Consider the following 25,461-nt stretch of genomic DNA (forward strand, 5'->3'; position numbering starts at 1 on the left):
TTATTATTCTCAATAAAAATATTTCATCACGATTATGCTGCGCCAGGTTTTAATTTCGTGATGCATAGGCGTATTGTGTAGTGGTATAAGTTAAACGTTCTATGTAAATGCAGGTGCTAGCCTATTACCCTGAAATATGAGTTATTATCTCGATGTGGAGATTATAATTTGCATTACGTAAATAGATGAGATAACAAGAGAGAAAGTTTATGAATCAAGAGTGGTTTTCAGCGAAGGAACTAATTGGTTTTACTGGACTTCCTTCATCTACTCAGGGAGTCCACAGTATGGCAAGACGGCAAAGCTGGGTTCGACGTCGGCGGTTTGGTGTCCAGGGAAGAGGCGTTGAATATCATGTAGACAGTCTCCCGGTTAAAACAATTTCAAATTTAGTGCTAAAAGAACAGTCGGCACAGTATCTTTATTCTCATTATCAGGATCCGCTGGTTATTTGGATTGAAAGTTATAAGCAACTAGATGAAATAGAGAGAAGGCAGGTTATAACCTTTATTGTTCGGGAAGGTTTGACTGAAATGATAAATAGGCTGAATGTATTGGATGAAACCATTTATTAAATAGATATTTTCTCAAATTATTAATTTTTAACGAACTAAATTTCTAATTAACCGTTGATGTAAATGAGTTACCTTATGTGTTAACTGTAGATTGCGTGACCGCAAACATGGGCTGCGTGACTTCTAGAGCTTAAGACAATTAAAAGGATCGCCATGAAAAAGGAATGGTTTTCAGCAAGGGATCTCGTCGGATTAAATGGTCTGCCGACTTCAACGCAGGGTATCCATGGAATGGCCAGACGGCAAGAATGGGAAAAACGCCGTCGCGTGGGTGTTCAGGGAAGGGCGGTGGAATATCATATCAATAGTCTACCGAAAATGATGAAACCCGCATTAATCATTCAGGAAAAATCCGCTGAATATCTTTGTGCTTCCTATCATGACCCCCTGTTGATATGGATTGAGAGTTATAAACAGCTCAAAGATTCGGAACGTGAACAGATTATTTCGTTCATTGTACGCGAGGGGATGATGGCGATAATTAGTCGTTTAGGGCCAGCCAGAGAAAAGAGCGTCAATGAGGGACAGTGTGAATAGGCAAGGCACCCCATAGGGAGGGACCCTGCCAGCCAGATGTTGCTTAAAAAAGATTCAGTTAGAAATCGCGTTTCACGGCCAGATGGGCAAGACCCTCTAGCGCGAGACGATAAGGCGACTCAGGCAATATTTGCAGCGCGGCGATAGCCTTGTCTGCTTCTTCCTCTGCACGTTGGCGGGTATATACCAGGGAACCCCATTGATGCATGGCTTGCAGAACCGGCTCCAGCAAATGCCTGCCGTTACCTTCCTCGATAGCCAGGCGTATCATGCTTGACTGTTCCGGACTGCCGTTTTTCATCGCGTGCAGAAGTGGAAGGGTCGGTTTGCCTTCGTTAAGGTCATCGCCAGTGTTTTTGCCCAGCGTTTCTCCGTCGGCGTCGTAGTCCAGCAGATCGTCAATCAGCTGGAACGCAGTGCCGAGGTAACGACCGTAGTCCTGCAAGGCACGAACCTGTGCCTCATTACCGCCGGCAAGCATCGCTGATGCCTGTGCCGCTGCCTCGAAAAGACGCGCCGTTTTACTGTAGATAACCTGCATGTAGCTCTCTTCAGTAATGTCCGGGTCGTTGCAGTTCATCAACTGCAGCACTTCACCTTCTGCGATGACGTTCACTGCTTTAGACATCAACGCCAGCACCGGAAGTGATTCCAGGTCGGTCATCATCTGGAACGCACGGGTATAGATAAAGTCACCCACCAGAACGCTTGCTGCGTTGCCAAAGGCCGCATTGGCGGTTGCTTTACCGCGGCGCATATCCGATTCGTCAACCACATCGTCATGCAGCAGGGTCGCCGTGTGGATAAACTCTATCAACGCAGCGACGGTGACGTGCTTGTCGCCCTGATACTCAAGGGCGCGAGCAGCAAGAACGGCAATCATCGGGCGAATTCGTTTACCACCACCGCTAATGATGTAATATCCTAGTTGATTGATGAGCGAAACATCAGAGTTCAACTGTTCGAGAATTGCCGCATTAACTGCAGCCATATCCTGTTCGGTGAGGTCGGTAATCTGTTCTAGGTTCATTGTGATTTTTCGGCTTTATTTCTCTTCACCGCAATGAGAACGGGCTCACATTGGCACATGATGCAAACTGTAGCAGAGATTGTACTTGAAAAATGAGTGAGATAAACGCGTTCAAGTGAACTGCGCTTTTTTTCTTCTTTTCTGGTGAATGTGCTCTTGTCATATGCTGAGTTTTTGCGTAGAATTCGCGCCCTATTGTGAATATTTATAGCGCCCTCTGAACTATACAAAGTTGAGTGCGCGGAAAGCGGAGTTTTATATGTACGCGGTTTTCCAAAGTGGTGGTAAACAACACCGAGTAAGCGAAGGTCAAACTGTTCGCTTGGAAAAGCTGGACATCGCAACTGGTGAAACAATTGAGTTTGACCAAGTTCTGATGATCGCTAACGGTGAAGAAATCAACATCGGCTTGCCTTTAATTGCTGGCGGTGTGATCAAGGCAGAAGTTGTTGCTCACGGTCGTGGCGAGAAAATTAAGATCGTTAAGTTTCGTCGTCGTAAGCACTACCGTAAGCAGCAGGGCCACCGTCAGTGGTTCACTGATGTTAAAATCACCGGCATTAGCGCTTAAGTTTAGGAGAGCGGAACAATGGCACACAAGAAGGCTGGCGGTTCCACCCGCAACGGTCGCGATTCAGAAGCTAAACGTCTGGGCGTAAAACGCTTTGGCGGAGAAGCAGTACTGGCAGGCAGCATCATCGTTCGTCAGCGCGGCACCAAATTCCACGCTGGTATCAACGTGGGTTGCGGTAAAGACCACACTCTGTTTGCTTTGACTGACGGTAAAGTCAAGTTCGAAGTTAAAGGCAAGAACAACCGTAAATTCATCAGCATCGAAGCTGAATAATTTACCTTTCTCTTGTCCTTGAAAGTGATGTAAGCCCCGCAATTAGTTGCGGGGCTTTTTACATTCTGTTGGCCAAGACCGGCAAGAAAAAAATGAATGTTAAGAGGGCTGGCATCAACGCGGCTTCTCTTTTTGCTGTACACTTTATGTGCTATCGCACTGCTTCCTTTGGCGAAGCCTGAGACATTTTTTATGCTGGCAAGTAGCCTGTCTTCTGTTCTGCAGTGCTTAACCTGACGGGTTATTTCGGTGCCTTTGTGGTCGTTGCAGGGGCGATATTTTCTGCAATTGGCCATCGTAATGGCAACCAAGAACAGAACAAGACCTGGCGGCTGATTGCAGCATCCGGGTGAATGATTTACGGAGACAGTTCAAATGAAGTTTGTAGATGAAGCGACGATCCTGGTCGTAGCAGGCGATGGCGGCAACGGTTGCGTTAGCTTCCGCCGCGAAAAATATATTCCTCGTGGTGGCCCTGACGGCGGTGACGGCGGAGACGGCGGCGACGTGTATTTGATAGCCGACGAAAACCTTAACACGCTGATCGATTACCGTTTCGTAAAATCTTTCCGCGCCGAACGTGGTGAAAACGGCCAAAGCCGTGACTGTACCGGTAAGCGCGGTAAAGATATTACCGTCAAAGTTCCTGTCGGGACTCGCGCTCTGGATCAGGGCACCGGCGAAGTTCTGGCAGACATGACCCGCCACGGTCAGGTTCAGCTCGTTGCGAAAGGCGGCTGGCACGGTTTGGGCAATACCCGCTTCAAATCGTCCGTAAACCGCTCTCCGCGTCAGAAAACCATGGGTACCAAGGGTGAAATGCGTGATATCTCCCTGGAACTTATGTTGCTTGCCGACGTGGGTATGCTGGGCTTGCCGAATGCCGGTAAATCTACCTTCATTCGTGCCGTTTCTGCCGCTAAGCCAAAGGTAGCCGATTATCCGTTTACCACGCTGGTGCCAAGCCTCGGCGTAGTGCGTATGGACCACGAGCAGAGCTTCGTGGTTGCCGACATCCCGGGCCTGATTGAAGGCGCTTCTGACGGTGCCGGTCTGGGTATCCGCTTCCTGAAGCACCTTGAGCGTTGCCGCGTGCTTCTGCACCTTGTTGATATTGCGCCTATTGATGAATCTGATCCGGTTGAAAATGCCAAAGTCATCATCAATGAGCTGCAGCAGTACAGCGAGAAACTGGCAGAAAAACCGCGTTGGTTGGTCTTTAACAAGATTGATGTCATTGGTCAGGAAGAAGCAGAACGCCGCGCGAAAGAAATTGCTGAGGGCATGGGCTGGGAAGGCGATTACTTCCTTATCTCTGCTGCCAACCGCGAAGGCGTTAACGCGCTGTGCTGGGAAGTGATGAAGTTCATCAACGAGAATCCTAAGCACATGTCCGTTGAAGAAGCCGTACCGGAGAAAGTCGAGTTCATGTGGGATGATTATCACCGTGAACAGCTGGCCGTGGTCGAAGAAGAAGATGACGACTGGGACGACTGGGATGATGAAGACGACGAAGGCGTTGAAATCATTTATGAGCGTTAATTACGCGTAGTCATCGACCTCCATCATGACGAAAAAAAGGCCGCATTCAATGCGGCCTTTTCTTTTGGCGTTTTCGCTATTCTGACAGCGAGGTCGCACTGTTTTGCGTAAAGGCCTGACGCGGTAACCAGCACTGCGCGCTGAGCCCGCTGCGGTCTTTTCGATTGACCAGACGCAGGCTTCCGCCATGCATATTCAAAATACGTAAAACGATATTGAGCCCCAGACCACTGCCACCGAAGCGTTGATCGGCACGTTTATAGGCCTGTGTAAGCTCTCCTACGCGTTTCTCTTCAATCCCAGGCCCGCAGTCATCTACCTGCGCTAAAACGCCCTGATCGCTTTCTGAGAGCGTTATGGTGATATCGCTGTCTTGTGGGCCATAGCGGTAGGCATTCTCGACCACGTTCCTCAGCATTAAACGCAGCAACACTGCGTCACCCTCAACCTCGGCGTGCTCGCTGTGTTTCACAATCAGACGCTGTCGATGGCCTGCCAGCAGCTCCTCAAGCTCTTCCCGCAATGGCGCTATTACGTCGATGACAAGATTAACCTTCTGATATTGCCCCTCGGCGAAGTTTTGTCCGGCGCGAGAGAGCATCAGCAGCTGTTCTACGGTATGCATCAACTGGTCAATACGGCCTATCAACATACTGCTGCCGTCAACGCCTTTCCTTTCCATCAGCTCGAGATGCAGTCTCAGCCCCGCCAGCGGAGTGCGCAACTCGTGGGCTGCATCGGCGGTGAACAGCCTTTCCTGCGCGATGGTTTGTGAAAGCCGGGCTAACAGCTGATTCAAGGCGATGGTCACCGAGAAGACTTCCTGAATCTCGGTGTTCAACGGCAGCGGCGTAAGATTATCGGCCGAGCGTGTTTCAAGGCGGTGCTGCAGTTGCTTGAGTGGTCTGATGATCCAGTTGATCGCCCAGAAACACAGCAGCAGTGTCACCGCCAGCATGGTCAATGAAGGCGCGATAAGCGAGGCAATGGCCTCGGCTATCTCTTTCTCGACGTGAGCGTTACGTACCTTGGCTGAAAGCGTGTCATTGACCAGCAGGTTTATCTGTTCCTGACTCTCATGCCACAGCCAGAACACGCTGGTCAGCTGCGTAACAAACAGGATCAGCGCCAGCATCACCAACAGACGGCGGCGCATGCTGGTCATTTAGGCGTATCCAGGCGATAACCGATCCCGCGTACGGTATGGATAAGATCCTTGCCGAGTTTACGGCGCAGGTTGTGTACGTGAACCTCGAGGGTGTTGGATCCCAGATCGTCCTGCCAGGAGTAAAGATCCTGCTGCAACAGCTCACGATTCACCGTTTGACCGGCGCGCATGATGAGGCGCGAGAGGATAGCGAACTCTTTCGGCGTGATCTCGACCAGTTGTCCCTGCTGATAAACCTGCTGCGACGAGAGGTTGAGCGTCAGGTTGCCGACTTCGAGCAGGTTGTCACTGTGACCCTGATAGCGGCGGATAAGCGCGCGCACGCGGGCCATCAGTTCAACCAGAGCGAATGGCTTGACCAGGTAGTCATCTGCGCCTGCGTCTAATCCGTCAACGCGATCTTCGAGCGCATCGCGCGCGGTGAGGATAAGCACCGGCAGCGAGATATTCTGGCGGCGCCACTGCCGTAATAATGTGGCGCCGTCGGTATCTGGAAGGCCCAGATCGAGAATGATCAGGCTGTACTGACTGCTTTGCAAAAGCGCGTTGGCCTCCGCTGCGGTCGAGGCGCTGTCGCTGGCATAGTTCTCGCCGTTAAGCGCCAGGGTTAATCCCTGACGCAGCAGGTCATCATCTTCGACTATGAGTAATTTCATAAAACGTGCTCAGACCCTCATCCAATCAATTGTTTTGATAAATATCCCGATACAGACGGCTTTCAAAACGGACCAAAGGTGCGCGACGTGTGCGCTGATCTTCAGGCGGTACGGCATAGCCGGAAAGATACTGCACAAAGGCCAGACGCTGACCGCTGGCGGTGGTAATGAAGCCTGCCAGATTGTAGACGCCCGCGAGGGAGCCGGTTTTCGCCGACACCTTGCCGTCTACGCCTGCTTCATGCAGGCCACCGCGATATTGCAGAGTTCCATCATGGCCTGCCAAAGGCAGCATCGAGATGAAATCCAGCTCTTTATCATGCTCGGCGATATATTGCAGCGCCTGCATCATGGTTTTTGGCGACACCAGGTCATGGCGAGACAGGCCTGAGCCGTCTACCTGAATCGTGTTGCCCAACTCGATACCGGCTTTTTGGCGCAGGATCTGACGCACGGCATCCGAGCCTGCACGCCAGGTACCGGGTACGCCAAACAGCTGATGGCCGATAGTGCGGAACACGGTGTCGGCAATCATGTTGTCAGACTTTTTCAGCATCGTGTGCAGCAGCTCATGCAGAGGTGCCGACTGGGTTTGAGCCAAAATAGTGCCTGCCGGGGTGACGCGCGTCTGACGTTTCAGTCGGCCGTCTATCTGGATATCCGCCTGCAAAAGTTCCTGTTTAAGGATCTCGCCCGCATAGGCCGCGCCATCCTGAATCGAGAAGGCCAGCGGCAACGGTTCGCTCCGCTGAGTCAGGCATCCAGTCAGCGTATAGCGGTTGAATTCGCCCGGCATCACGTCAAGTTCACAGTACTGAGCATCTGGCGAGCCTTTTGCCAGCGTGCGAACCTGGCTGAACATCTGCACCGGATAGTAAGACGCGACGCGGATAAACGCATTCTCGTCCGGTTTGGTCGCGCTATACAGCGAGACCGAGAAACAGTTCCGGTCTACAATCGCCGCTGCCGGCGGGGCATCGAAGCACTGGGTGATATCGTTCCAGGGCCAACCCGGCGCTTTGTCATGACTGGCAAAAACGGAGGTATCGATGACGACGTCACCGCTAATCTCTTTAACGCCCTGCTTTTTGAGCGCAGCCACCATATTGCGAATATTCTGACGCTTAAAAGTCGGGTCACCGTCAAAACGTGCGATCAAATCGCCGCGCAGAACGCCGTCGCTGATACTGCCTTTGGTCTCAAAGGTGGTATTAAAACGGAAATCCGGACCTAACTGGAGCAGCGCTGCCAGCGCGGTGAATATTTTCATGGTACTGGCAGGCAGGCCCATCTGGTCGCCGTGGTAATCGACAACGGGCGTGGTTGCTCCAATCTTCTGTACCAGCACCGACAAGTTGGTGCCTTCTGGCAGGTATTGAGTATAGTTTTCTACCTGTGCAGCGTTTGCATTAAGAGCAATCGCGCAGGCTAATCCACTGACAATTCGTAAAAAACGCATTATTTTGAGTATAGGCTCTGGATAACTGCAGGATGACGTGGTGCCATACTACGATGCAACGAACGGGGGCGCAACGTGGGTGAAAGTAAACGATGATCCCGAATGAACTCTAGGCTAAAATACGACTCAAAATGAAAAACCAATCCTGGCTTGGGGCTTTCCCCGGGTGAGGTTTTTTTTGTTTATCGCCCGAGTGAATCGATCCTAAAGGCTTGATTTCTACCTGATAAATTCAGGACGGTGTATACCGAAAGGACAAAGTTAGAGGTAGTGAAAATATGAAACCGATTCCGATGACATTGCGTGGCGCTGAAAGATTACGTGAAGAGCTGGACCACCTGAAAAGCGTTCGACGCCCAAAAATTATTGCGGATATTGCAACCGCACGTGAGCACGGCGATCTGAAAGAGAACGCTGAATACCACGCCGCTCGCGAGCAGCAGGGTTTCTGCGAGGGGCGCATTCAGGAAATTGAAGCTAAACTTTCCAATGCTCAAGTTATTGATATCATGAAGATGCCGCAAACTGGGCGCGTGATTTTTGGCGCAACGGTGGCTGTGATGAACCTTGATACTGATGAAGAGCAGACTTATCGCATCGTGGGTGATGACGAAGCCGACTTCAAGCAGAACCTGATTTCGGTCAACTCGCCTATCGCGCGCGGCCTGATCGGCAAAGAAGCCGAGGACGTGGTGGTTATCAAAACGCCGGGTGGCGACGTCGAATACGAAGTGCTGAAAGTAGAATATATTTAATTGAGTGGTCAGGCGGTGGTTATGTGATGACTGCCGCTCTTTTTACCGGTCATGATGGCGGTAAAATGAAAAAGGCCCGTTAAGGCCTTTTTGTAAAACCACGTATAGATAGCAACTTTTCGTTAAATCCAAAGCGCTTTTCGTTAAACTCTAAAAAGTTAACGCGGTAATATAATTTTGCGGTCTTCAGTAGAAGGGCGATACAGTACCAGCATATTGCCGATAACTTGCACGTTGACTGCTTTGGTTTCACGCACAATAGCGTCTGCGATCAATGTCTTGGTTTCTCGCTCTTCGGCTGCAATTTTCACCTTGATGAGCTCATGATGCTGCAGCGCCTGTTCGATTTCGGCAAGCACACCTTCAGTGAGGCCGTTATTACCCAGCATGACAACCGGTTTTAACGGATGTGCCAAGCCTTTCAGGTACTGTTTTTGTTTATTGTTAAGATTCATCGTCTTTTTTTGCTTAAGTTGGGATTGAAAACGGGGCATTCTACCGCCATCTCATCTATATCACCAACTCGGTGTGTAACCGAGTGACGTGCCGAGACGACTTAGCCATAGACTAAACGACGCTAAGAGCTTGTTGTAAAGGCTCTACTCAGGGTAGTTTGAAAACTATATGGTTACTAAATAATGTCTAATAAAAAGCGTTCTGCAAGTTCCAGTCGCTGGTTGCAGGAACACTTTAGCGATAAATATGTGCTGGCAGCACAGAAAAAAGGGCTGCGTTCACGCGCCTGGTTTAAACTTGATGAAATACAGCAGGTCGACAAGCTGTTCAGACCGGGAATGACCGTTGTTGACTTAGGTGCAGCTCCGGGTGGATGGTCTCAGTACGTCGTAACGCAGATAGGCAACAAGGGGCGTATTATCGCTTGTGATATTCTGCCTATGGATCCCATCGTAGGTGTTGATTTCCTTCAAGGCGATTTTCGTGATGAATTAGTTCTCAAAGCCCTGCTCGACAGAGTAGGAGAAAACAAAGTTCAGGTGGTCATGTCCGATATGGCCCCGAATATGAGTGGTACTCCGGCAGTCGATATACCAAAATCGATGTATCTGGTTGAGTTAGCGCTGGATATGTGTCGTGATGTACTGGCACCAGGCGGAAGTTTCCTGGTGAAGGTGTTCCAGGGAGATGGTTTTGATGAATACCTACGGGAAATTCGCTCCCTGTTTACGAAGGTTAAGATTCGTAAGCCAGACGCTTCCCGAGCTCGTTCCCGAGAAGTGTACATCGTAGCGACAGGGCGGAAATCGTAGTACCCTAACGCTGTTTGTTAACACAGTTGTAATATGAGGTTAATCCCTTGAGTGACATGGCGAAGAACCTGATTCTCTGGTTAGTCATCGCGGTTGTATTGATGTCTGTATTTCAGAGCTTTGGGCCCAGCGAGTCTAATGGCCGTAGGGTAGATTACACTACCTTCATGTCCGAATTGACCCAAGATCAGATTCGTGAAGCACACATTAATGGACGTGAGATTGACGTTACCAAGAAAGACAGTAACAAATACACGACCTACATCCCTGTCAACGATCCTAAACTGCTGGATACCCTGTTGACCAAGAATGTGAAAGTTGTTGGCGAGCCGCCTGAAGAGCCGAGCCTGCTGGCATCTATCTTTATTTCCTGGTTCCCAATGCTGTTGCTGATTGGGGTCTGGATCTTCTTTATGCGCCAAATGCAGGGCGGCGGCGGCAAGGGCGCGATGTCCTTCGGTAAAAGCAAAGCCCGCATGTTGACGGAAGATCAGATCAAGACCACTTTTGCCGACGTCGCAGGTTGTGACGAAGCCAAGGAAGAGGTGAGCGAGCTGGTAGATTACCTGCGCGAGCCAAGCCGTTTCCAGAAACTGGGCGGTAAGATTCCTAAAGGCGTGCTGATGGTGGGCCCGCCAGGTACCGGTAAAACCCTTCTGGCAAAAGCGATTGCCGGTGAAGCGAAGGTGCCGTTCTTTACCATTTCAGGTTCCGACTTCGTAGAAATGTTCGTGGGTGTGGGTGCATCTCGTGTGCGTGACATGTTCGAGCAGGCGAAAAAAGCGGCCCCTTGCATCATCTTCATCGATGAGATCGACGCCGTCGGTCGTCAGCGCGGTGCCGGTTTGGGCGGTGGTCACGACGAACGTGAACAGACTCTGAACCAGATGCTGGTAGAGATGGATGGCTTTGAAGGTAACGAAGGTATTATCGTTATCGCGGCCACCAACCGTCCAGACGTATTGGACCCTGCGTTGCTGCGTCCGGGTCGTTTCGACCGTCAGGTTGTTGTTGGCCTGCCGGACGTTCGTGGCCGTGAGCAGATCCTTAAAGTTCACATGCGTCGCGTGCCACTGTCTCCAGATATCGATGCAGCGGTAATCGCGCGCGGTACACCTGGATTCTCCGGTGCTGACCTGGCTAACCTGGTCAACGAAGCGGCGCTGTTCTCTGCCCGTGGCAACAAACGCGTTGTGTCGATGGTCGAGTTTGAGAAAGCCAAAGACAAGATCATGATGGGTGCGGAACGTCGCTCCATGGTAATGACCGAAGCGCAGAAAGAATCTACTGCTTACCACGAAGCGGGCCATGCAATTATTGGCTGGTTACTGAAAGACAAGGGTCACGACCCGGTTCATAAAGTGACTATTATCCCACGTGGTCGTGCTCTGGGCGTGACGTTCTTCCTGCCGGAAGGCGACGCAATCAGCGCAAGCCGTGAGAAACTTGAAAGTCAGATCTCGACTCTGTACGGCGGTCGTCTGGCGGAAGAGATTATCTACGGTGCAGGTAAAGTTTCTACCGGTGCCTCTAACGACATTAAAGTTGCTACCTCGATTGCCCGTAACATGGTCACTCAATGGGGCTTCTCCGAGAAACTGGGTCCACTTCTGTATGCAGAAGAAGAGGGCGAAGTATTCCTGGGACGTTCAGTGGCGAAAGCCAAGCACATGTCCGATGAAACCGCGCGTATTATCGACCAGGAAGTGAAGTCTTTAATCGAGACCAACTACAAGCGTGCCCGTCAGATTCTGGATGAGAACATGGACATCTTGCACAGCATGACGAAAGCGCTGATGACGTACGAAACCATCGATGCACCACAGATTGACGATCTGATGACGCGTAAAGATGTGGTTCGTCCGCCAGCCGGTTGGGATGCAGCAACCAGCACCGGTTCTGATGACAACAACGGTACGCCAAAAGCACCGACGCCTGTCGATGAGCCACGTACGCCTAATCCAGGCAATACGATGTGCGAGCAGTACAGCGGCAAGTAAGTCGGCCGATGTCTGGCTTTGCTTACCTAGTCTGTTCTGACTAAAATAAAACCCCGGCCTTGCCCGGGGTTTTTTACATATTGCGCACCAAGAATCGCTTTACGGGAATACCCCTTTTACTGGAATCACAACATGCAACTCACCGCGAACGGCAGCACTCTCGATCTCACGTTCCCTCAAGTCATGGGAATTCTCAACGTCACCCCTGACTCCTTCTCCGACGGCGGCCGTCACAATACGCTGGATCTCGCAATACATCATGCTCAGGAGATGATCAATGCGGGCGCGACCATTCTCGACATCGGAGGTGAGTCCACGCGTCCTGGTGCAGCGGAGGTCAGCGATGACGAAGAGCTGTCGCGCGTGGTTCCGGTCGTCGAGGCGCTGGCAAAACGTTTTGACGTGTGGCTGTCGGTGGATACCTCAAAGGCGTCGGTTATCCGAGAGTCGGCAGGCGTGGGCGCGCATCTGATCAACGACATTCGCTCTTTGCAGGAGCCGGGTGCGATAAAAGCTGCCGCAGAGAGCGGTCTTCCAGTTTGCCTGATGCACATGCAGGGTGAGCCAAAAACAATGCAGCATGCGCCGCAATACGGTGATTTAATCGCTGAAGTCGATCAGTATTTTGTGCAACATATTGCGCAGTGCATCGATGCAGGTATCCCGAGGGAAAAATTGCTGCTCGACCCGGGGTTCGGTTTCGGTAAGAATTTGCACCATAACTATGAATTATTGGCCAGACTGGCAGAGTTTCACCATTTTGGATTACCGCTACTCGTCGGCATGTCGAGAAAATCGATGATTGGTCAGCTGTTACACGTTTCCCCCGAACAGCGGGTGACCGGCAGCGTTGCCTGCGCAGTAATTGCTGCGATGCAGGGGGCGCATATTGTCAGAGTCCATGACGTCAAAGAAACGGTGCAGGCCATGCGTATCGTCGAAGCAACACTTTCAGCTAAGAAGGGATGAGAATAAATTATGAGCAACCGTAAATACTTTGGTACAGACGGCATTCGTGGCAAGGTTGGCGATACCCCGATTACGCCTGATTTTGTACTAAAGCTCGGTTGGGCTGCGGGCAAGGTACTGGCTCGTCATAGCTCCGGTAAGGTGATTATCGGTAAAGATACGCGCATCTCTGGCTATATGCTCGAGTCAGCTCTCGAAGCGGGCCTGGCCGCTGCGGGGCTTTCAGCCTCGTTTACCGGTCCGATGCCGACGCCGGCGATCGCTTACCTCACTCGCACCTTCCGTGCCGAGGCGGGTATTGTGATTTCCGCCTCCCACAACCCTTATTACGATAACGGCATCAAATTCTTCTCAACGGATGGCGCAAAGCTGCCTGACCACGTGGAAGAGGCGATTGAAGCCGAGATGGAAAAACCGCTGACCTGCGTCGAGTCTGCCGAATTAGGCAAGGCGAGCCGTATCGTCGACGCGGCAGGGCGTTACATCGAGTTCTGTAAAGGCACCTTCCCCGCAGAGCTTAGCCTGAGCGGCTTGAAGATTGTGGTCGACTGTGCCAACGGTGCGACCTATCACATCGCCCCAAGCGTGATGCGTGAGTTGGGTGCGAAAGTGATTGCCATCGGCTGTGAGCCTGACGGTATGAACATCAACGAAGGCTGTGGTGCGACCGACGTGACTCTGTTGCAGCAGCGTGTACTGGAAGAGAAGGCCGATTTGGGCCTGGCGTTCGATGGCGACGGTGACCGTATCATCATGGTCGACCACGAAGGTAACAAAGTCGATGGCGACCAGATCCTTTACATCATCGCGCGTGAGGGTCTGCGTCAGGGCCAGCTGCGCGGCGGCGTAGTCGGTACGCTGATGAGCAACATGGGCCTTGAGCTGGCGCTTAAGCAGCTGGGTATTCCTTTTGCGCGTGCGAAAGTGGGTGACCGCTACGTGCTCGAGAAACTGCAGGAGAAGGGCTGGCGCATCGGGGCAGAAAACTCCGGTCACGTGATTTTACTCGACAAAACCACCACCGGTGACGGTATTGTCGCAGGTTTGCAAGTGCTCACTGCAATGGTTCGTAATCACATGAGCCTGCATGACCTGTGCAGCGGCATGAAACTATTGCCACAGATTCTGGTAAACGTTCGTTTCTCGGGTGAAAGTGATCCACTCGAAAATGCGGAAGTGAAAAGCGTGACCGCCGAGGTTGAGAAACAGCTGTCGGGCAAAGGTCGCGTACTGTTGCGTAAGTCGGGTACTGAACCGCTGATTCGCGTTATGGTTGAAGGTGAAGACGCGTCTCTGGTTGAGAGTCTGGCGCATCGTATCGCCGATGCAGTCAAAGCGGTGTAATTGTAATAAAAGTAAAAAGTGAGCGCCAAATTGTTCATCTTCTCGCCGTAAAGGGCGGGGGATTGCTGTATTTGGCGCTTTTTTCCGCAATCAAACGCTAACCTGAAAATTGCCCTTGCGCGAACATTAGGGTTTGGTTAGTATTCAGACCCGCTTCAGTAGGTCCTTGAAGACTTACGGCTAATCATAGTAAGAAGCTGGTGAGAAGCAATTAGCACGCGGTGAACCCGCAAGGATACAGGTACAACTATGTACGATGCTCTTCTGGTGATTTTCCTTATCGTAGCAATCGGCCTTGTCGGTCTGGTTATGCTGCAACAAGGTAAAGGTGCAGATATGGGAGCCTCTTTCGGAGCGGGTGCATCAGGCACTTTGTTCGGTTCGAGTGGTTCCGGTAACTTTATGACTCGAATGACAGCTATTTTGGCGGCGCTTTTCTTCGTCATTAGCCTGATTCTGGGTAACTTGAGCACCAATAAAACCAAACAAGGCAGCGAGTGGGAAAATCTGGGTCAGCCAGTTAAATCTGAGCAGACTACTGCGCCGGCAGCACCAACAGGGCCGACCAGCGATCTTCCTAAGTAAGTTGTAGATTGTAGTCGCAGTAAAGTTAAAGTAAGATTGACGCCAGTCGTCAGTGCTGAAAAGCAAAGAGTTTCAAACAATTGCAATTACTCGGACAGTAAGCGCGATTGAGAAAAAAAGAGTGCCGAGGTGGTGGAATTGGTAGACACGCTACCTTGAGGTGGTAGTGCCCGAATGGGCTTACGGGTTCAAGTCCCGTCCTCGGTACCAATCTTTTGATAACTTGCATTCTTGCGGTTATCAGCGTAGTATTTTGCGACATCAAGTCGCGTCAATATATACGCGTTACGTTGTTTTCGGACGCGGGGTGGAGCAGCCTGGTAGCTCGTCGGGCTCATAACCCGAAGGTCGTCGGTTCAAATCCGGCCCCCGCAACCACTTTCCTCAAGTATTTGTTTTCAAATATACTGCTAGTATCTCCCTGGTGCTTCCGAGTATCCATTTGAAAAAAATCCTTCTGAAAGTGCACCGAAGCCGCCATGCGGCAAATAGGGTCCAGTATCATAAAGCCCCGATTTATCGGGGTTTTTTGTTATTTGGCAACAGAATCACTGGGCTATTAAGCCCTTTTTTTATGTCTTGGGGGTGGACTTGTCCACATTAGAACAAAAATTAACAGAGATGATTTCAGCACCGGTCGAGGCATTAGGTTTCGAGCTGGTAGGTATTGAGTTCGTTCGAGCTCGCCAATCTACACTACGCATCTATATTGATAGTGAAGACGGGATCAACGTTGATGATTGTGCTGATGTCAGCCACCAGGTTAGCGCTGTACTCGAAGTAGAAGATCCGATTACCGTCGCCTACAACCTGGAAGTTTCCTCCCCGGGCCTCGATCGCCCTATGTTCACCGCAGAGCATTATCAACGTTTCCTTGGTGATGAAGTCAGCGTTGTATTGCGCATGGCAATGCAGAACCGCCGCAAATGGCAGGGAATTATCAAGGCTGTCGAAGGCGAAATGATCACGGTTACGGTGGATGGGAAAGATGAAGTGTTCGCACTGAGCAACATCCAGAAGGCGAACCTGGTACCCCACTTTTAAAGTTAGGATGAGGCAACTAGGATGAATAAAGAGATTCTGGCTGTTGTAGAAGCAGTTTCTAATGAAAAAGCCCTCCCGCGCGAGAAGATTTTTGAAGCGCTGGAAACTGCTTTGTCGACAGCGACCAAGAAGAAGTACGAGCAGGAAATCGAAGTTCGCGTCACCATCGATCGTAAAACCGGCGACTTTGACACCTTCCGCCGCTGGGTTGCTGTAAATGAAGTGACTCAGCCGACGCGCGAAATTACTCTCGAAGCTGCCCAATACGAAGATCCATCCATCGAACTGGGTGGTTACATCGAAGACCAAATCGAATCTGTCACCTTTGACCGTATCACCACTCAGACTGCCAAGCAGGTTATCGTACAGAAAGTACGTGAAGCCGAGCGCGCAATGGTAGTTGACGCATTCCGTGAACAGGAAGGCGAGATAGTGACCGGTGTGGTTAAAAAAGTTAACCGCGACAGCATCGCCCTGGATCTCGGCAGCAATGCTGAAGCTGTTATCCTGCGCGAAGACATGCTGCCACGTGAGAACTTCCGTTCTGGTGACCGTATTCGCGGCGTTCTTTACGCTGTGCGCCCAGAAGCGCGCGGTGCACAACTGTTTGTTAGTCGTTCACGTAACGAGATGCTGGTTGAACTGTTCCGCATCGAAGTACCTGAAATCGGCGAAGAACTTATTGAAATCAAAGCTGCTGCCCGTGACCCTGGTTCACGCGCCAAGATTGCAGTGAAGACTAATGATAAGCGTATCGACCCTGTTGGTGCTTGTGTCGGTATGCGCGGTGCGCGCGTTCAGGCCGTTTCCAGTGAACTGGGCGGGGAACGTATCGATATCATCCTTTGGGATGACAATCCTGCGCAATTCGTTATCAACGCTATGGCGCCGGCAGACGTCGCGTCTATCGTTGTTGATGAAGACAAGTGCACCATGGATATCGCCGTTGAAGCCAGCAACCTGGCACAGGCGATTGGCCGTAACGGCCAAAACGTGCGTTTAGCCTCCCAGCTTTTAAAGCAGCATCGTGGCGATGACAAGTGGGAACTGAACGTGATGACAGCAGACGACCTGCAGGCCAAACATCAGGCCGAGGCGCATGCTGCAATCGAAACCTTCACCAAGTATTTGGCAATCGACGAAGATTTCGCGACTGTTCTGGTTGAAGAAGGTTTCTCAACCCTCGAAGAACTGGCTTACGTGCCGGTGAACGAGTTGTTAGAAATTGATGGTCTGGACGAAGACACGGTAGATGCGCTGCGCGAACGTGCGAAAGAAGCGCTGACCACCCTGGCCCTTGCACAGGAAGAAAGTCTCGGTGACAACAAGCCAGCTGAAGACCTGCTTAATCTTGCAGGACTTGAACGCAGCATGGCGTTTAAACTGGCAGCAATCGGTGTTTGCACGCTGGAAGATCTTGCCGAGCAGGGTGTTGACGATCTGACAGATATTGAAGGTCTTAATGACGAGCAGGCTGGTGAGTTAATCATGGCCGCACGCAATATCTGCTGGTTTGGCGACAATGCGTAATAAACTGTAGCAGGAAGGAACAGCATGACAGATGTAACCGTAAAATCGCTGGCAGCGGAGATTCAAACTCCGGTTGATCGCCTGGTACAGCAATTTGCTGATGCAGGGATCGACAAGTCGGAAGCTGACTCTGTCACCCAGCATGAAAAAGAAACTTTGCTGGCGCATTTGAATGGTGGAAATTCGAATGCGACAAACAAACTGACGTTACAACGCAAAACGCGTAGTACACTTAATGTTCCGAGCACCGGCGGGAAGAGTAAATCGGTGCAAATCGAGGTCCGCAAGAAACGCACTTATGTTAAACGTGATATGACCGAGGCAGAACTTGCCCAGGCCGAAGCGGAAGAGCAGGCAAAGCGTGAAGCGGAAGAACAGGCTCAGCGTGTAGCACAAGAGCAGGCCCAGCAAGTGGCCGCTCAGGAAAAAGCTAAACGTGAAGCCGCTGAGCAAGCCAAACGTGAGGCCGCTGATAAAGCTAAGCGTGACGCAGCGGAAAAAGATAAAGTGACGAATCAACATACCGACGAAGTAACCAAGCCAGCTCAGGCAGAAAAAGCACGCCGTGAAGCTGAAGCCGCAGAACTTAAGCGTAAAGCGGAACAAGAAGCCCAGCGCAAAATCGAAGAGAACGCTAAACGCGTTGCTGAAGAAGCACGTAAAATGGCTGACTCAGGCGTTTGGACTGAAGCCCCTGCGCCAAGTGAAGCAGAAGCTGAAACTGCGGACTACCACGTAACCACTTCCCAGCACGCTCGTGCTGCTGAAGATGAGAACGATGCCAAAGTTGAAGGCGAGCGCCGCACCCGTACTCGCGGTGGCAAAGCGACCAAGCAGAAGAAAGGCAATAAACTGTCTGAATCTAAAGCCGATCGCGAAGAAGCCCGTGCCGTGGGCCGTAATGGCAAAGGTAAGCGTAAGCCAAGCAGCCTGCAACAGAGCTTCAACAAGCCTGTAGTCGCTGTTAACCGCGACGTAGTCGTTGGCGAAACCATTACCGTTGCCGAACTGGCAAACAAAATGGCAGTTAAAGGTTCTCAGGTCATCAAAACTATGATGAAACTGGGCGCTATGGCCACCATCAATCAAGTTATTGATCAGGAAACTGCTCAGCTGGTTGCTGAAGAAATGGGCCACAAAGTTATCCTGCGTCGTGAAAACGAGCTGGAAGAAGCGCTGATGAGCGACCGTGATACCGGTGCTTCAGCTGCTGCCGAGCCACGTGCGCCAGTTGTGACCATCATGGGCCACGTTGACCACGGTAAAACCTCTTTGCTCGATTATATTCGCTCAACGAAAGTAGCCGCAGGCGAAGCTGGCGGTATTACTCAGCACATCGGTGCTTATCATGTTGAAACCGAAAACGGCATGATCACCTTCCTCGATACCCCTGGACACGCCGCGTTTACATCAATGCGTGCTCGTGGTGCCAAGGCGACCGATATCGTTGTTCTGGTTGTTTCTGCGGACGATGGCGTGATGCCACAGACCGTAGAAGCGGTTCAGCATGCGAAAGCAGCTGGCGTGCCTATCGTTGTTGCAGTGAACAAAATCGATAAGCCTGAAGCTGATCCAGATCGCGTTAAAACCGAGCTGTCTCAGTACAACGTTATGCCAGAAGAGTGGGGCGGTGAGTCTCCATTCATCCACGTATCTGCTAAAGCGGGTACCGGTATTGACGATTTGCTGGAAGCTATCCTGTTGCAGGCTGAAGTTCTCGAACTGAAAGCAGTGCGTACCGGTATGGCAAACGGTGTTGTAATCGAATCCTTCCTTGATAAAGGCCGTGGCCCAGTTGCTACTGTTCTGGTTCAAGAAGGTACGCTTAACAAGGGTGATATCATCCTGTGTGGCTTCGAATACGGCCGCGTGCGTGCTATGCGTGACGAAATGGGTCGCGACATCACCTCAGCGGGTCCTTCTATCCCTGTCGAAGTTCTGGGTCTGTCCAGCGTTCCGGCTGCGGGTGACGAAGTTACCGTGGTACGTGACGAGAAGAAAGCGCGTGAAGTTGCGCTGTACCGTCAAGGTAAGTTCCGCGAAGTTAAACTGGCTCGCCAGCAGAAATCTAAACTGGAAAACATGTTTGCGAACATGACCGAAGGTGAAGTGTCTGAACTGAACATCGTGTTGAAATCTGACGTACAGGGTTCTTGTGAAGCGATTTCTGACGCGTTGCAGAATCTGTCAACCGCTGAAGTTAAAGTTAAAATCGTGGGCATGGGCGTAGGTGGTATCACTGAAACCGACGCAACGCTGGCGGCGGCTTCTAACGCTATCATCCTTGGCTTTAACGTTCGTGCCGATGCTTCTGCTCGCCGCGTCGTTGAAAACGAAAGCTTGGATCTGCGTTACTACTCCGTAATCTATAACCTGATTGACGAAGTCAAACAGGCAATGAGCGGTATGTTGGCACCAGAGTACAAACAGCAAATCATTGGCCTGGCTGAAGTTCGTGACGTGTTCAAGTCACCGAAATTTGGCGCAATCGCAGGCTGTATGGTTACTGAAGGTATGATCAAGCGCAATAACCCAATCCGCGTTCTGCGTGACAACGTGGTTATCTATGAAGGCGAGCTGGAATCCCTGCGCCGCTTCAAAGATGACGTTAGCGAAGTTCGTAACGGCATGGAATGTGGTATCGGCGTTAAAAACTACAACGACGTACGTCCTGGCGATGTGATCGAAGTCTTCGAAATCATCGAAATTAAACGTACTATCGCTTAACGTTTCGATCTGACCCGGACTCTCGGGTATACAGTCAGAACCATTGGGGGCCTTGCGCCCCCTTATTTGTCTGATGCATGGTTGAAGTAAAAGTTTGGAGTAACAAATTATGGCTAAAGAATTCAGCCGTACCCAACGCGTCTCTCAGGAGATGCAGAAAGAAATCGCCATCATACTGCAGCGTGAAGTTAAAGATCCGCGCGTAGGCATGGCGACCGTCTCTGGTGTCGAAGTTTCCCGTGATCTGGCCTATGCCAAAGTTTTCGTGACTTTCCTTGACGTACTGACCACTGAGCCACAGGATCCAGACCGCGTTAAAAACGGTATCAAGGCCCTGCAAGACGCTCAGGGATTCATCCGTACCCTTATTGGTAAAGCCATGCGCCTGCGCGTCGTGCCTGAACTGACTTTTGCCTATGACAACTCACTGGTTGAAGGCATGCGTATGTCTAACCTGGTGACTAACGTTGTTAAGAATGACGTTGAACGTCGTTCTGCTGCAGGCGATGACGAGGAATCTTAATGAGTCGTCCACGTCGCCGCGGTCGTGATATTCACGGCGTTCTGTTACTGGATAAGTCACTGGGTTTGTCATCCAACGACGCGTTGCAAAAGGTAAAACGCCTTTATAACGCCAATCGCGCAGGTCATACCGGCGCGTTGGATCCCCTGGCCACCGGCATGTTGCCGCTGTGCCTGGGTGAAGCGACCAAGTTTTCACGCTTTCTGCTCGACTCGGACAAGCGCTATCGCGTGATTGCCCGCATGGGCCAGCGTACTGATACTTCTGATGCCGAAGGTCAGATAATTTCAGAGCGTCCGGTCACATTCAGCGCTGCCGAGCTTGAGAATGCCCTCGAAAGTTTCCGTGGGGAGACGCAGCAAATCCCTTCAATGTATTCAGCATTGAAATATCAAGGGCGCAAGCTTTACGAGTATGCGCGTGAAGGGATAGAAGTTCCGCGAGAATCGCGCAGCATCACGGTCTATGAACTACAGTTCATTCGCTGGGAAGGCAACGAGGTTGAGCTGGAGATCCACTGTTCAAAAGGGACGTACATTCGCACCATCGTTGATGACCTCGGCGAAAAGCTGGGTTGCGGCGCCCACGTGACCTTCCTGCGACGTCTGCAGGTTGCGACCTATCCGTTTGAACGTATGGTCACCATGGAACAGCTGCACGCGCTGGTTGCTCAGGCCGAGGCCGAAGGCATTGAACCGCGCCTGCTGCTCGACCCGCTGTTGCTGCCGATGGACAGCCCGTGTGAAGACTTCCCTGAAGTCAATTTACTGCCCGTTGTGGCCGGCTACGTCAAGCAGGGCCAACCTGTTCAGGCTTCAGGTGCACCGCTTTCGGGCCTGGTGCGCATGACGGAAGGCGAAGAACGTAAATTCATCGGTGTCGGTGAAATCGACGATCAAGGCCGCGTTGCTCCTAAGCGCCTGGTTGTAGAGTACCCCGAGTAATTTGCCAGCCTGTAAATACAGGAAGGCGAGTTAACAGGGTGTTGCTCGTGTTGCGATCGGGCATCTCAAAGAGTAGAATAGCGCAGCTTATGCATGGGGTAGCTGAATTAGAGATCGGCACCCGTTTAAATTAATCTATAATATTTTGGAGTTCATTATGTCTCTAAGCGTTGAAGCTAAAGCTCAAATCGTTGCTGACTTCGGTCGTGGTGCAAACGACAGCGGTTCTACCGAAGTTCAGGTTGCTCTGCTGACTGCTCAGATTAACCATCTGCAAGGTCACTTCTCCGAGCACAAAAAAGATCACCACAGCCGTCGTGGTCTGCTGCGTATGGTTTCTCAGCGTCGTAAGCTGCTGGACTACCTGAAGAGCAAAGACGTAGCACGTTACACCACCGTTATCGAACGTCTGGGTCTGCGTCGCTAAGTTAGCGAGTTTCAGTGTAAAGGGGCCAAGTGGCCCCTTTATTCTAGGCAGCAAGAGTCAATCTAGCTATTGCCAAATCTGTTGTTTCTACGCTACTTTTCTATAAATGAAGCTTTATAAAAAAGTAGAGTTTTAAAGAGTACGTTTCGCGAGATCTTCCGTTACAGAGGTTCGCGCGGCTAATGAGAGACTTTAATCCCGCCGAGAGGATTAAGGATTGTCATTAGTCGCGAGGATGTAGTGAGAAGTTCAGATTTTATTGACGTGAACTGCTGTCATAACAGCTGCGCGTCACAAGAAAAGGATATTACATTGCTTAAAGCGACAGTTCGTAAGTTCCAATACGGTCAACATACTGTGACCATCGAAACCGGTATGATGGCACGCCAGGCCACTGCTGCAGTTATGGTCAGCATGGACGACACCGCGGTATTCGTTACCGTTGTTGGCCAGAAAAAAGCTAAACCGGGCCAGAGCTTCTTCCCTCTGACCGTAAACTACCAGGAGCGTACTTACGCTGCCGGTAAAATTCCAGGAAGCTTCTTCCGTCGTGAAGCGCGTCCAAGCGAAGGCGAGACCCTGACTTCTCGTCTGATCGACCGTCCAATTCGCCCACTGTTCCCGGACAGCTTCCTGAACGAAGTCCAGGTTATCGCGACCGTTGTTTCTCTGAACCCGCAGGTTAACCCAGACATCGTTGCGATGATTGGTGCCTCTGCTGCCCTGAGCCTGTCTGGTATTCCATTCAACGGCCCAATCGGTGCAGCTCGCGTGGGTTACATTAACGACCAGTACGTGCTGAACCCAACGGCTGATGAACTGCTTGAAAGCAAACTGGACTTGGTTGTTGCCGGTACGCAGGGCGCGGTTCTGATGGTTGAATCAGAAGCAGAAGTGCTCAGCGAAGAGCAGATGCTGGGCGCTGTGGTATTCGGCCACGACCAACAGCAGATCGTTATCAACGAAATCAATGCACTGGTTGCTGAAGTTGGCAAACCTAAGTGGGATTGGCAGCCAGAAGTGGTTAATGCTGACCTGCAAGCTCGCATTGCGGCTAAATCTGAAGCGCTGCTGGGCGACGCTTACCGTATCACCGACAAGCAAGAGCGTTACGCTCGCGTTGACGCCATCAAAGATGAAGTTACCGCTGCACTGCTTGCCGAAGACGAAACCTTGGACGCTGGTGAGATCTCCGATCTGCTGGGCGCTATCGAGAAAAACGTCGTACGTAGCCGCGTTCTGAGTGGCGCACCGCGTATCGATGGTCGTGAAAAAGACATGATCCGTGGTCTTGATGTTCGTACTGGCGTACTGCCACGTACTCACGGCTCTTCACTGTTTACTCGTGGTGAGACTCAGGCACTGGTTACCGCAACGCTGGGGACTACCCGTGATGCGCAGAGCCTGGACGAACTGATGGGTGCCAAAACTGACACCTTCCTGTTCCACTACAACTTCCCTCCGTACTCCGTGGGTGAAACAGGTATGGTCGGTTCGCCTAAGCGTCGCGAAATCGGTCACGGCCGTCTTGCCAAGCGTGGCGTACTGGCAGTAATGCCTAAGTTTGAAGATTTCCCATACACCGTTCGCGTTGTATCTGAAATCACCGAATCTAACGGTTCATCTTCCATGGCTTCCGTTTGTGGCGCATCACTGGCCCTGATGGACGCAGGTGTGCCGATTAAAGCCGCCGTTGCGGGTATCGCGATGGGTCTGGTTAAAGAAGGCGAAAACTTTGTCGTTCTGTCCGACATCCTGGGTGACGAAGACCACCTTGGTGATATGGACTTCAAAGTAGCAGGCAGCAGCGAAGGTATCACTGCACTGCAAATGGATATTAAAATCGAAGGTATCACCCGCGAAATCATGCAGGCTGCTCTGAGCCAGGCCAAAGGTGCACGTCTGCACATTCTGGGCGTGATGAACCAGGCAATCAGCGAATCTCGCGGCGATATCTCTCAGTTCGCTCCACGTATTCACACCATCAAAATTAACGCTGACAAGATCAAAGACGTCATCGGTAAAGGTGGTTCTGTAATCCGTGCACTGACTGAAGAAACCGGCACCACTATCGAAATCGAAGACGACGGTACTGTTAAAATTTCTGCAACCGACGGCGAAAAAGCGAAACACGCTATCCGTCGTATTGAAGAAATTACCGCCGAAATCGAAGTTGGCCGCATCTACCAGGGTAAAGTTACCCGTATCGTTGACTTTGGCGCGTTCGTTGCCATCGGTGGCGGTAAAGAAGGTCTGGTTCACATCTCTCAAATCGCTGACAAGCGCGTAGAGAAAGTGACTGACTATCTGACGATGGGTCAGGAAGTTCCGGTTAAGGTTCTGGAAGTTGATCGTCAGGGCCGTGTGCGCTTGAGCATTAAAGAAGCGACCACCCCATCTGAAGAATCGGCAACTCCAGCTGCAGAGTAATCTGTAACCTGTAGTTTACAGTCTCCCGGTCATCGGGCCGGGAGCTGTTCGTATCATGAGTGCAGGACGTACTTATGCTAAGCAAGCGGATAACAGGAAGTTTGTCCAATGTTTGTCTTCGGGAGTTGAAATGAAGCCTTTCTTGCGCTGTTGTTATGTTGCGACAACACTTTTGTTGGCAGGATGCAGCAACCATGATTGGCGCAAAAACGAAGTCCTGGCGATCCCGCTGCAGCCAACTTTGCAGCAGGAAGTGATTCTGGCGCGTATGGAACAAATACTTGCCAGCAGATCATTAACAGATGATGAACGCGCACAGCTGTTATATGAGCGCGGTGTGCTGTATGATAGTCTCGGGCTAAGAGCACTGGCGCGAAATGATTTCTCACAAGCGCTGTCTATTCGTCCTGATATGCCAGAAGTTTTTAACTACCTGGGGATTTACCTAACGCAGGCCGGCAACTACGATGCCGCCTATGAAGCGTTTGATTCTGTACTAGAGCTTGATCCAACTTACAATTACGCGCGTTTGAATCGCGGTATCGCACTGTATTACGGTGGCAGATATTCGCTAGCGCAGGATGATTTGCAGGCGTTTTATCGAGACGATCCAAATGATCCCTTCCGTTCGTTATGGCTGTATCTTGTGGAAAGAGAAATCAATCCAAAGAATGCCGAAGTAGCGCTCCAAGAGCGTTATGACAAAGCGGACAGAGGGCAATGGGGATGGAATATCGTCGAATTCTACCTTGGCAAAATCAGCGAATCCACGCTGATGGACCGCCTGAAGGCAGAAGCAACGGATAACACTTCGCTCGCTGAGCATCTCAGTGAAACTGACTTCTATTTAGGTAAGCACTACCTAAGTCTGGGGGACAAGGACAGCGCTTCTGCACTGTTCAAACTGACGGTAGCTAACAACGTTCATAATTTTGTTGAGCACCGCTATGCATTGTTGGAATTGGCGCTTTTGGGCCAAGAGCAAGACGACCTATCAGAATCGGACCAGCAATAGCTGACGAAACCAATCAGCCTGATTAACCATGGTGCTATGCCATTTTTAATCGCCTTAACGGGCGAGGGTTGCTTTGTTCGTTTTAT

Annotated in this window: 24 protein-coding genes, 2 tRNA genes and 1 pseudogene; 22 read left to right on the top strand and 5 right to left on the bottom strand. The window is 51.1% G+C overall.

From position 1 onward, the window contains the following. Window positions 1–209 precede the first annotated feature (209 nt). Together BS640_RS17805 and BS640_RS17810 are read left to right on the top strand one after the other, a co-directional pair. Window positions 210–575: a DNA-binding protein gene (locus BS640_RS17805; protein ID WP_017492903.1), complete on the top strand. Its 366-nt coding sequence runs from the start codon at window positions 210–212 to the stop codon at window positions 573–575. A 153-nt stretch (window positions 576–728) separates the two neighbouring features. After that, window positions 729–1,112, top strand: coding sequence for a DNA-binding protein (locus tag BS640_RS17810; protein WP_084913025.1), 384 nt, complete (start codon window positions 729–731; stop codon window positions 1,110–1,112). Window positions 1,113–1,170: 58 nt separating this feature from the next. Here BS640_RS17810 and ispB read toward each other — a convergent pair whose 3' ends face one another. Further along, window positions 1,171–2,142, bottom strand: a complete 972-nt coding sequence (gene ispB / locus BS640_RS17815) for an octaprenyl diphosphate synthase (protein WP_084913026.1) — start codon at window positions 2,140–2,142, stop codon at window positions 1,171–1,173. A 259-nt stretch (window positions 2,143–2,401) separates the two neighbouring features. Between ispB and rplU the strand changes: the two genes are divergently transcribed. The 4 genes and pseudogenes from rplU (at window position 2,402) to cgtA (ending at window position 4,531) form a co-directional block, all read left to right on the top strand. After that, window positions 2,402–2,713 carry a 50S ribosomal protein L21 gene (gene rplU / locus BS640_RS17820; protein ID WP_009636772.1) on the top strand — a complete coding sequence of 104 codons (312 nt, stop codon included), beginning with the start codon at window positions 2,402–2,404 and terminating at the stop codon, window positions 2,711–2,713. An 18-nt stretch (window positions 2,714–2,731) separates the two neighbouring features. Further along, window positions 2,732–2,989, top strand: a complete 258-nt coding sequence (gene rpmA / locus BS640_RS17825; protein ID WP_017492900.1) for a 50S ribosomal protein L27 — start codon at window positions 2,732–2,734, stop codon at window positions 2,987–2,989. A gap of 96 nt (window positions 2,990–3,085) precedes the next feature. Further along, window positions 3,086–3,368 (top strand): annotated as a pseudogene (locus tag BS640_RS22275) (EamA family transporter); the annotation flags it as partial. Then, the gene (gene cgtA, locus BS640_RS17835; protein ID WP_017492899.1) at window positions 3,365–4,531 is read left to right on the top strand and encodes an Obg family GTPase CgtA; all 1,167 of its coding nucleotides are present in this window, start codon (window positions 3,365–3,367) and stop codon (window positions 4,529–4,531) included. The pseudogene BS640_RS22275 and the gene cgtA, both read left to right, overlap by 4 nt. 76 nt (window positions 4,532–4,607) lie before the next feature. Here the strand turns inward: cgtA and pmrB are convergent, their stop codons facing one another. From pmrB to dacB, 3 genes are read right to left on the bottom strand one after another with little or no spacing between them, the layout of a single operon-like run. Continuing rightward, on the bottom strand, window positions 4,608–5,696 hold the full coding sequence (gene pmrB / locus BS640_RS17840; RefSeq protein ID WP_017492898.1) for a two-component system sensor histidine kinase PmrB: 1,089 nt from the start codon (window positions 5,694–5,696) through the stop codon (window positions 4,608–4,610). Next, window positions 5,693–6,355, bottom strand: a complete 663-nt coding sequence (pmrA, locus tag BS640_RS17845; protein ID WP_017492897.1) for a two-component system response regulator PmrA — start codon at window positions 6,353–6,355, stop codon at window positions 5,693–5,695. The genes pmrB and pmrA overlap by 4 nt, the downstream gene beginning before the upstream one ends. A gap of 25 nt (window positions 6,356–6,380) precedes the next feature. Next, entirely contained in the window at window positions 6,381–7,814 is a 1,434-nt protein-coding gene (gene dacB / locus BS640_RS17850; protein ID WP_084913027.1) for a serine-type D-Ala-D-Ala carboxypeptidase, read from the bottom strand. 278 nt (window positions 7,815–8,092) lie between these two features. On the opposite strand from dacB, the gene greA reads away from it, so the two are divergent. Continuing rightward, window positions 8,093–8,569, top strand: a complete 477-nt coding sequence (greA, locus tag BS640_RS17855) for a transcription elongation factor GreA (RefSeq protein ID WP_017492895.1) — start codon at window positions 8,093–8,095, stop codon at window positions 8,567–8,569. A gap of 158 nt (window positions 8,570–8,727) precedes the next feature. Here the strand turns inward: greA and yhbY are convergent, their stop codons facing one another. After that, window positions 8,728–9,024, bottom strand: a complete 297-nt coding sequence (gene yhbY / locus BS640_RS17860; protein WP_009636779.1) for a ribosome assembly RNA-binding protein YhbY — start codon at window positions 9,022–9,024, stop codon at window positions 8,728–8,730. Window positions 9,025–9,207: 183 nt separating this feature from the next. Between yhbY and rlmE the strand changes: the two genes are divergently transcribed. From rlmE to nlpI, 15 genes are all read left to right on the top strand, one after another. Then, a complete protein-coding gene (rlmE, locus tag BS640_RS17865) occupies window positions 9,208–9,837 on the top strand; it encodes a 23S rRNA (uridine(2552)-2'-O)-methyltransferase RlmE (protein ID WP_026110675.1) in 630 nt (209 codons plus the stop codon). Between the two features lie 56 nt (window positions 9,838–9,893). Beyond that, window positions 9,894–11,837, top strand: coding sequence for an ATP-dependent zinc metalloprotease FtsH (ftsH, locus tag BS640_RS17870; RefSeq protein WP_084913028.1), 1,944 nt, complete (start codon window positions 9,894–9,896; stop codon window positions 11,835–11,837). Window positions 11,838–11,969: 132 nt separating this feature from the next. Next, window positions 11,970–12,806, top strand: coding sequence for a dihydropteroate synthase (gene folP / locus BS640_RS17875; protein ID WP_084913029.1), 837 nt, complete (start codon window positions 11,970–11,972; stop codon window positions 12,804–12,806). 9 nt (window positions 12,807–12,815) lie between these two features. Continuing rightward, window positions 12,816–14,150 carry a phosphoglucosamine mutase gene (gene glmM, locus BS640_RS17880; protein ID WP_017492891.1) on the top strand — a complete coding sequence of 445 codons (1,335 nt, stop codon included), beginning with the start codon at window positions 12,816–12,818 and terminating at the stop codon, window positions 14,148–14,150. A gap of 249 nt (window positions 14,151–14,399) precedes the next feature. Next, window positions 14,400–14,735: a preprotein translocase subunit SecG gene (gene secG / locus BS640_RS17885; RefSeq protein ID WP_017492890.1), complete on the top strand. Its 336-nt coding sequence runs from the start codon at window positions 14,400–14,402 to the stop codon at window positions 14,733–14,735. 123 nt (window positions 14,736–14,858) lie between these two features. Beyond that, a tRNA-Leu gene (locus tag BS640_RS17890) sits at window positions 14,859–14,945 on the top strand. Between the two features lie 91 nt (window positions 14,946–15,036). Beyond that, window positions 15,037–15,113: transfer RNA gene (locus tag BS640_RS17895), tRNA-Met, on the top strand. 213 nt (window positions 15,114–15,326) lie between these two features. Next, the gene (gene rimP / locus BS640_RS17900) at window positions 15,327–15,779 is read left to right on the top strand and encodes a ribosome maturation factor RimP (RefSeq protein ID WP_026110674.1); all 453 of its coding nucleotides are present in this window, start codon (window positions 15,327–15,329) and stop codon (window positions 15,777–15,779) included. Window positions 15,780–15,800: 21 nt separating this feature from the next. Further along, a complete protein-coding gene (gene nusA, locus BS640_RS17905; protein WP_017492888.1) occupies window positions 15,801–17,309 on the top strand; it encodes a transcription termination factor NusA in 1,509 nt (502 codons plus the stop codon). Between the two features lie 24 nt (window positions 17,310–17,333). Continuing rightward, a complete protein-coding gene (gene infB / locus BS640_RS17910; RefSeq protein ID WP_017492887.1) occupies window positions 17,334–20,036 on the top strand; it encodes a translation initiation factor IF-2 in 2,703 nt (900 codons plus the stop codon). A 109-nt stretch (window positions 20,037–20,145) separates the two neighbouring features. Continuing rightward, window positions 20,146–20,559 carry a 30S ribosome-binding factor RbfA gene (rbfA, locus tag BS640_RS17915; protein ID WP_017492886.1) on the top strand — a complete coding sequence of 138 codons (414 nt, stop codon included), beginning with the start codon at window positions 20,146–20,148 and terminating at the stop codon, window positions 20,557–20,559. Continuing rightward, window positions 20,559–21,503: a tRNA pseudouridine(55) synthase TruB gene (truB, locus tag BS640_RS17920; protein WP_017492885.1), complete on the top strand. Its 945-nt coding sequence runs from the start codon at window positions 20,559–20,561 to the stop codon at window positions 21,501–21,503. The genes rbfA and truB overlap by 1 nt, the downstream gene beginning before the upstream one ends. Window positions 21,504–21,660: 157 nt before the next feature. Continuing rightward, complete coding sequence (gene rpsO, locus BS640_RS17925; protein ID WP_017492884.1) at window positions 21,661–21,930, top strand: 30S ribosomal protein S15; 270 nt, start codon at window positions 21,661–21,663, stop codon at window positions 21,928–21,930. A gap of 312 nt (window positions 21,931–22,242) precedes the next feature. Next, window positions 22,243–24,360, top strand: coding sequence for a polyribonucleotide nucleotidyltransferase (pnp, locus tag BS640_RS17930; protein ID WP_084913030.1), 2,118 nt, complete (start codon window positions 22,243–22,245; stop codon window positions 24,358–24,360). Between the two features lie 130 nt (window positions 24,361–24,490). Then, window positions 24,491–25,375: a lipoprotein NlpI gene (gene nlpI, locus BS640_RS17935; RefSeq protein ID WP_017494418.1), complete on the top strand. Its 885-nt coding sequence runs from the start codon at window positions 24,491–24,493 to the stop codon at window positions 25,373–25,375. Window positions 25,376–25,461: the final 86 nt, after the last annotated feature.

It is taken from the genome of Rouxiella badensis, from assembly GCF_002093665.1.
Classification (GTDB): Bacteria; Pseudomonadota; Gammaproteobacteria; order Enterobacterales; family Enterobacteriaceae; genus Rouxiella; species Rouxiella badensis.

Bases quoted from the DNA above. Each gene is read 5' to 3' on its own strand.
- rpmA (WP_017492900.1), top strand. From the start codon at position 2,732: ATGGCACACAAGAAGGCTGGCGGTTCCACCCGCAACGGTCGCGATTCA.
- truB (WP_017492885.1), top strand. From the start codon at position 20,559: ATGAGTCGTCCACGTCGCCGCGGTCGTGATATTCACGGCGTTCTGTTA.
- BS640_RS17805 (WP_017492903.1), top strand. From the start codon at position 210: ATGAATCAAGAGTGGTTTTCAGCGAAGGAACTAATTGGTTTTACTGGA.
- rlmE (WP_026110675.1), top strand. From the start codon at position 9,208: ATGTCTAATAAAAAGCGTTCTGCAAGTTCCAGTCGCTGGTTGCAGGAA.
- rpsO (WP_017492884.1), top strand. From the start codon at position 21,661: ATGTCTCTAAGCGTTGAAGCTAAAGCTCAAATCGTTGCTGACTTCGGT.
- folP (WP_084913029.1), top strand. From the start codon at position 11,970: ATGCAACTCACCGCGAACGGCAGCACTCTCGATCTCACGTTCCCTCAA.
- rplU (WP_009636772.1), top strand. From the start codon at position 2,402: ATGTACGCGGTTTTCCAAAGTGGTGGTAAACAACACCGAGTAAGCGAA.
- dacB (WP_084913027.1), bottom strand. From the start codon at position 7,814: ATGCGTTTTTTACGAATTGTCAGTGGATTAGCCTGCGCGATTGCTCTT.
- pmrA (WP_017492897.1), bottom strand. From the start codon at position 6,355: ATGAAATTACTCATAGTCGAAGATGATGACCTGCTGCGTCAGGGATTA.
- rbfA (WP_017492886.1), top strand. From the start codon at position 20,146: ATGGCTAAAGAATTCAGCCGTACCCAACGCGTCTCTCAGGAGATGCAG.
- glmM (WP_017492891.1), top strand. From the start codon at position 12,816: ATGAGCAACCGTAAATACTTTGGTACAGACGGCATTCGTGGCAAGGTT.
- ftsH (WP_084913028.1), top strand. From the start codon at position 9,894: ATGGCGAAGAACCTGATTCTCTGGTTAGTCATCGCGGTTGTATTGATG.
- nlpI (WP_017494418.1), top strand. From the start codon at position 24,491: ATGAAGCCTTTCTTGCGCTGTTGTTATGTTGCGACAACACTTTTGTTG.
- BS640_RS17810 (WP_084913025.1), top strand. From the start codon at position 729: ATGAAAAAGGAATGGTTTTCAGCAAGGGATCTCGTCGGATTAAATGGT.
- yhbY (WP_009636779.1), bottom strand. From the start codon at position 9,024: ATGAATCTTAACAATAAACAAAAACAGTACCTGAAAGGCTTGGCACAT.
- ispB (WP_084913026.1), bottom strand. From the start codon at position 2,142: ATGAACCTAGAACAGATTACCGACCTCACCGAACAGGATATGGCTGCA.
- nusA (WP_017492888.1), top strand. From the start codon at position 15,801: ATGAATAAAGAGATTCTGGCTGTTGTAGAAGCAGTTTCTAATGAAAAA.
- pmrB (WP_017492898.1), bottom strand. From the start codon at position 5,696: ATGACCAGCATGCGCCGCCGTCTGTTGGTGATGCTGGCGCTGATCCTG.
- infB (WP_017492887.1), top strand. From the start codon at position 17,334: ATGACAGATGTAACCGTAAAATCGCTGGCAGCGGAGATTCAAACTCCG.
- secG (WP_017492890.1), top strand. From the start codon at position 14,400: ATGTACGATGCTCTTCTGGTGATTTTCCTTATCGTAGCAATCGGCCTT.
- cgtA (WP_017492899.1), top strand. From the start codon at position 3,365: ATGAAGTTTGTAGATGAAGCGACGATCCTGGTCGTAGCAGGCGATGGC.
- greA (WP_017492895.1), top strand. From the start codon at position 8,093: ATGAAACCGATTCCGATGACATTGCGTGGCGCTGAAAGATTACGTGAA.